This is a genomic window from Arsenophonus nasoniae DSM 15247, from assembly GCF_000429565.1.
Classification (GTDB): domain Bacteria; phylum Pseudomonadota; class Gammaproteobacteria; order Enterobacterales; family Enterobacteriaceae; genus Arsenophonus; species Arsenophonus nasoniae.
In genome coordinates, this window is record NZ_AUCC01000119.1 from 1 (window position 1) to 6,467 (window position 6,467).

The following is a 6,467-nucleotide window of genomic DNA, read 5'->3' on the forward strand; positions in this document are numbered from 1 at the left end:
CACGCCGTCACTTTACTGTCAGAAAGGCGGGATAAAATGGTCAAAAAACGATGGTTACAAACCGCAGCCTAGGAGCAGTGTGCCTATTATTAGGCTTTTAGATGATAATTTAACCGAATTACTGTTCTCATGGTTAATCAACGAGAAAACTGTCAGAATTTAATAGAAATATTAAGTTCAAAACACCTCCATTAATGCCTTACTGTATTGATTGAGATTCCTAACCATGAACAATCGAGTAAATTTAAATAATTGCTTTTGTTGGTTTGGGTTAATAAAAATTTGCTGTTCTGCATTCCATTGATTATAAAAACGGTAGTCAGGTAAAATTTTTATATGATCCATCCAGTTATAACGTTGAATAACATACCTATCAACACCACTGCCGCCATTCGCATAGCCCTTGGTTAATAAAAGCGCATCATTACCTTCACCACCATGCAATATTGCATGGCCGTTACCAGCAGATAAAATATTATCTTTTTCATTACCGATAATGATATTATGTGCTTTATCAGGCCCACTCGCATTTTCAAAATTATCAATAGACGCCACAAGCTGAGAAGCATTACTGCCACTATTAATAAAATTTTTCAGTAGATGTTGAGCATATTCAAAGCGCGTAAAAGGTCGCTTTAAATATTTTACACTGCTGTTTTCTAAATCAATATAACAGCCAAAAAAACTAGTATTATTATGTTTATTATAAACAGAAAAATCTGGCTCTATAAGCCCTAAATCTTGTTGAATAGGTAAAGTATTAATAATAATGCTATCATTACCTTCTTTAGCATAAAGATGTTTTATTTCATTAATTGCAAATTGCCTATTATTGAGAATAAAAATATCATCTTTGTTACCGGCAATAAATATTTTTTTTCCGTCATAAATTTCAAATCGATTGGCTAAGGTATCTAATCCAATAATAACATCATTACCATTCGCGGTATTAAAACTTACTGCAGAAATATTCTTTTTATGATAAGTTTCTGCCAGATAGTTTTCAATAAGATCATAATTATGATCATATGGATTATTTAGCGCTGTGAAATGGAGCACTTTTGAATTTTGGCTATTAGAGGTAAATATTCTATTTTGATTAATAACAATATCCTCAAAATTTGACAATATATTATCATGATCTTGTGCCAATAAAATAATTTCATCAGTAGCTGCATAAGTAGAAGGAATATATTCTTTTATTTTTACTCGCTCAACCTCATAACGATTGGGCAATTGTTGTAGAATTAAATTTACTTCTGATGTAGAAAAACGCTTTTTATTCTCTTCTATCTCAAAATCAATATTGTCATTTGCCCATAAAGTCGTTATTGGAATAGTAAATGAATTAATATATTTTGAAATTGACAGCTCTTTAATATCTCGATAGGTTATATATTGACCTGTTTGTTTATCTATTAAATGAAAATAAGGTAGTTCTTCAACCTGCTGTTCTTCTTCAATATAAAAATGTAAATTATAACCTGCCGGTTTAAGTATATCTTCAAATTGATTGCGCTGTTTTTCAAATAATGCTAGCTGAAAAGTATCTGCTATGTGATATTGTTGTAATCTATTTTGTATTGTATAAGTTAGACTCAATCCCAAAGCCGCTCGTAAACCGGTTTCAAATTCTTCCGCTGAAGTTAATTCAACCTTTTGTTTAATTTTCTTTACGATTCGTACCGCATTATATGTCATTCCGCCTAGCATTAATGCGGCACCAATAGCAATGCTAATAGGGCCAGCTGCCGATGAACCAACGAAAAAAGCAAACGCCGTGCCAACGCCAACACCTGCGCTTAGTAATGAAAGTGTACCATTAACTATCAGATCTTGACGAATATCAACAGCTTGCTCTGTCCTCAGTTGACTAAAATTCTCATAGGCATAGTAAACATCAAAACCTGCCGCGGCGATATTTAAAAACATAACTGCTCGCCCAGTAAACGTTCCAGCTACCCGATAACAACCGGTGGTTTTATAAGCGATTTTTAATAGTAACGGTTGTAAAATATCAGTACTAAAATTGGCTCCAGCAGCACTCCAGGCAATAATAATATTTTTATCAATTTCGCTTCGCTGCTCATCACTTAATTGCGGTAACTCTCGCTCCGCTAACATCATCTGGGTAGAGTTAACCAGTTGGAATAGGCCAATAGCCTGAGTACCATAACCGATTTTATTCATCATGCGGGCATAACGAGGTAATTTGACACTATTTTGCTGAAAACGTGGCCAAAGATTTCCATTTATATCATTAGACTGCTTAATATCTGATAGTCTTTCTAATAATAGAGCAGATGAAGCCAAATTTTGTTGATTGGCTAATAACGCATTTGTTGCATTCACCTGATTTAACTGTTGCTTAATTACGCTAACTAGTTTTGAATTCTGCTGTGAACCACTAACAAAAGTTAAATAATCATTAAGTTGTTGAACATCAAAAGTCAATTTATCTGGATGACGAGACAATAAATTAACTGACTGGGAGGTAACGAGTTTGTTATCAATCTGCGCACCTGCTTGCTGTAAGGTTGCCAATTGAATATCAATTGCGCCTATTTTTACAGTTAGTGATTGAGCTGTTGATTCGGATTTATTGGGTAATTGTGATATCAAAGAACTTATTTCATTCTTAATAACAGGATCAAGTTTGAGGCGATAAATATCAAACTCAAATTGATCTACAGCGTTTTTTGCTATCCCCATTTCCGCCGCTCTGGTCGTCTTATTATGGATAATAAAATTTTTAGGCAGTTCCACGGTTAAGTAAGCAGTCAATCCTTTACATAGTTCTGTCGAAATATTCTGTTTATCCTGCCCACTTAGTTTGATCTCGCCACTATTAGGATCAAATAAAGCATATTGATAATTATCTGCCTGTTGAATAATAGACAAAGTAAATACTAAATTGCCCGCTTTTAGTTGATATCTGCCTGCTACTGCCGTAGATAACCATTGCTCCAGTGATTGTCTGGTAATGTATTGTGAAGTGTTACCTATCATCTCTCTATGCTTGATATTATTGAACATATGGTCAAATTGCTGCAAAAAATGCAATTCTTCGCGAGTAAATGAATACTTCAATCTCTGTTCATATAATTTACGATGATAGACCAATAATTGATGAAAATTTTCATTATAATCAATAGAATATGCATATATAGTGCCTAAAGTCGCTGCAATATTAGCGGCAGAAATATTATGGTCATCTAACAAAAAAGCATGGGGAAACAACCTGATCCCCCCTTCAATATCTGAGCTATGACTAATCTGTTGTCTTAATTGAGAAAAATTGATAAATAAGCGTTTATGCCAATGATCACTTTTTTCTAATGCCAGTTGTAACGATAATCCTTCAAGACCACTTCCGGTAGCGAGACCGATCAAATCATTTAATGCAGTCTGTAAATGTAAATATTCAGGATAGTTTGCTATTAAACGTAATATTTCCCCCTGATTTATCTTATCAGCACCTAAAGCAAAATATTGCCTTAATACCCAGCGTGGAATGGTCACTTAAGTGATACAACACGTTATGATCAACATATATTGCATCCAATAATAATAATAATTCATCCGCTTGTTGCCATATTGGTAACCGAATATTTTTAATAAAGATTTTTTGCCAATGATCCATGGCATTAATAGAAATATAATAATTTTGTTGAAAAAAAAGATTTATCTTCTTGTTTATAACCGGATCATACAATGCTTGTTTAAGTTTATTTTCATCGATATTACCTCGCTTATCGGTGAAATAATTTTGTAAGTAAAACGAGCTTTCTTGTGTTGCCTGCCAAATAGAAATTTCCTTTAATGCGATACTCATCAATAAAGCTTGGGTAATTGGAATTTCATTTAATAAAATTTGCTTTGTGGTTCGATCATAACGGCAATTAAAAAAACTATCGTGATAATCTAATAAATTTTGGTTGACCAAAAAACTCTTTTTATGGGTATAAAATGTTAAAATAGTATCAATTTCAGCAGCAGAGAGCTGTTTTGCTAAACCTGATACAATCCAATCAGCACGAAACGGATTACTATATTGTCCAATTCGCGTAGTGCTAATAATAGATATTTCTTGCGGGCTATTAAATGATAATTCCTCTTTCAGACTTATTAAAGATTGTGATAATAATTGTGCGTTTAAACCACTAAATTCTCTACCTGATGGAGAAACGTGGCCTAATAACAACCAATGCTGCTCAGATTGAGGTTGAAAATCAGCCAAGCTACCATATTCAATAAAATATTTTTTCCGCTTCGTATCAAGTTGAACAATTAAAGTATTCTGCGGATCCTGCGCAGCAATTAATTCAGCTTGCTGGCGCGTAGTACCATCTCCAGCAAACCTTAGAATAATGATTTTTTTTGTGGCAACAGGGAAATGACTATTATCTGCTAAAATAAAATCTGCATTCACTTTTCGCCAAATAGGTATTTCAATTATACCATTTGCTCTTAGTCTACTTATTAATATTTGACTATCAAACATAAGATGCTTATTAAGCATTTCATGATAATATGATTTGAAAATTTTATAAGCTTCATTTTCGTAACTAACCAATCTGATTAAGTCAATATCCAATTGATCATTCTTATCTGCAAAATATTTTTTTAAATAATCATGATGTTCTACTAAAACAGTATCATCCAATACATGTTCATGATTAATATTATCTAATAGGACGAAAATATAATCCTGCTCATTGACCAATATAATTCCCGATTTTTGATGATATTGATATACATTTTTATATATATATGCAGGCAAATCTCGCGTTTGTTTGTCCAAAAAAGTTACTCTTGCCATCCTATGACCAGAATCAGAGATATAAATATTTTCTGTATAAGCTGCCATCGTTGAACTAAAACCCTTCGACCACAATGCACGGCTAAATTTAAACCCATTATCATGTAATATATTGTTATTAGCTTGTTTACAACTTAAAAAAATAATTTTTTTCGGATCATGATTATCAAATAGCTTAGACTTCAAATTTTGTAAACTAGTAGCAAAAAACTCCGGTGATAATTTATTAAAATATGAACCATGAGCAGTAATTAACCAACGGACATTATCTTTTTTTGCTAAAACTGTTGAATTATAAATAACCTGGTGTTTATGATTGCGGATATCAAAAAAGATCACAGTAGTATTTTCTGGATGCTTGTTTTTTAATCTTTCAACACCATTACTGATCACGCTATCATCCTGAATCTGAATAATGACTGTATGTTTATTATCTAAAACAGTATCCATTGTAAACACACTTTCATTATCCTCATTATCAATGACATAATCATGCATAAATAAAAAATCATCATTTTTCTTGATCAAATAAGGTAATTTTCTATTATTTGAAATTTCAGAAAGTTGCTGATTAATATTAATCGTATCATTCAACTCATAATAGATGATATTATCGCGATCATATTTTATTAATATCATTTCTCTTTGCAAATAAAATATGTCGCTCACTTCATTACTGAGAATATTTAGTATTTCATCGATAGATAATTCTTGAATAACTATTTTTTTATCACTATTTTATTATCAATAGTGCCCGTTAATTTAATAATAGAAAATTTATTTATGAAATCAATATTTATAAATTCAAAGTCAACTGGATAAAGTTTATGTTCTCTAATAATGTATCGAGTGGCAAATTTTTCTTGTTGTTCAAAAATAATTTTTGCAGCTGTTGTTTCTATCTCTTCATGTGAAATATTTAAGTCAATCAATTGTTGTTTAATATCATTATTATTTTTATACGCAGCTATTTTAAATTGATAATTATTACTTTCATTTTTAATTATGTTATAAGGTTTTTCATGTTCTTGCAAAAAATAAATAAAAAATGATTTAAACTTTTCTTTATTCACAAAATTAAATACACCTATATTACTATCAAAAAAACAGTAATTAATTTTATCCTGTTCACTTTCTATTGAGAGTATCATCATATGATCACCAGCAAAAATCTCAAAATAATGAGCATTGTATTTTGCTGGATCATCAAGATGCTGTTTAAAAAAATAATCAATATCAAAAAAATAATAATGATGATCATCTTTTTCACTAAATTTTATCGCTTGTACACCATTTTCTAAAGTAAATCTAGGCTGTGTCCCTTAATTGCTTGAGCTATAGTATCCATCTGTTTCTACGATACTTTGAATTATGGCTCGCTACGATCTTTCTGATGAAGCATGGGCAATCATTGAGCCCTTGTTGCCAACCATTTTGACATCTTCGCGGGTCGGTCGGCCGTGGGCAGAACATCGCAAAATCGTCAACGGCATGTTCTGGATACTGTGTTCAGGCGCCCCATGGCGTGATTTACCTGAACGTTACGGCCCATGGAAAACCGTTTATAACCGTTTCAACAGATGGTCAAAGGATGGAACTATTAACATTATTTTCAATAAGTTGCTTTCATTTCTTGATGCTCATG

Annotated in this window: 4 protein-coding genes; 1 reads left to right on the top strand and 3 read right to left on the bottom strand. The window is 32.0% G+C overall.

Annotated features, from left to right (window positions below; all coding sequences use genetic code 11):
- Nucleotides 1-177 precede the first annotated feature (177 nt).
- From G468_RS0115570 to G468_RS0115580, 3 genes are all read right to left on the bottom strand, one after another.
- Nucleotides 178-3,522: a calcium-binding protein gene (locus G468_RS0115570; protein ID WP_026823850.1), complete on the bottom strand. Its 3,345-nt coding sequence runs from the start codon at nucleotides 3,520-3,522 to the stop codon at nucleotides 178-180.
- Nucleotides 3,473-5,461 carry a C80 family cysteine peptidase gene (locus tag G468_RS0115575; protein WP_026823851.1) on the bottom strand — a complete coding sequence of 663 codons (1,989 nt, stop codon included), beginning with the start codon at nucleotides 5,459-5,461 and terminating at the stop codon, nucleotides 3,473-3,475. The genes G468_RS0115570 and G468_RS0115575 overlap by 50 nt, the downstream gene beginning before the upstream one ends.
- A gap of 80 nt (nucleotides 5,462-5,541) precedes the next feature.
- The gene (locus G468_RS0115580; RefSeq protein ID WP_026823852.1) at nucleotides 5,542-5,976 is read right to left on the bottom strand and encodes a hypothetical protein; all 435 of its coding nucleotides are present in this window, start codon (nucleotides 5,974-5,976) and stop codon (nucleotides 5,542-5,544) included.
- A gap of 217 nt (nucleotides 5,977-6,193) precedes the next feature.
- Here G468_RS0115580 and G468_RS0115585 point away from each other — a divergent pair.
- On the top strand, nucleotides 6,194-6,467 hold a 274-nt coding region (locus G468_RS0115585; RefSeq protein ID WP_026823853.1), incomplete at its 3' end, for an IS5 family transposase.

Bases quoted from the DNA above. Each gene is read 5' to 3' on its own strand.
- G468_RS0115575 (WP_026823851.1), bottom strand. From the start codon at position 5,461: ATGATATTAATAAAATATGATCGCGATAATATCATCTATTATGAGTTG.
- G468_RS0115580 (WP_026823852.1), bottom strand. From the start codon at position 5,976: ATGATGATACTCTCAATAGAAAGTGAACAGGATAAAATTAATTACTGT.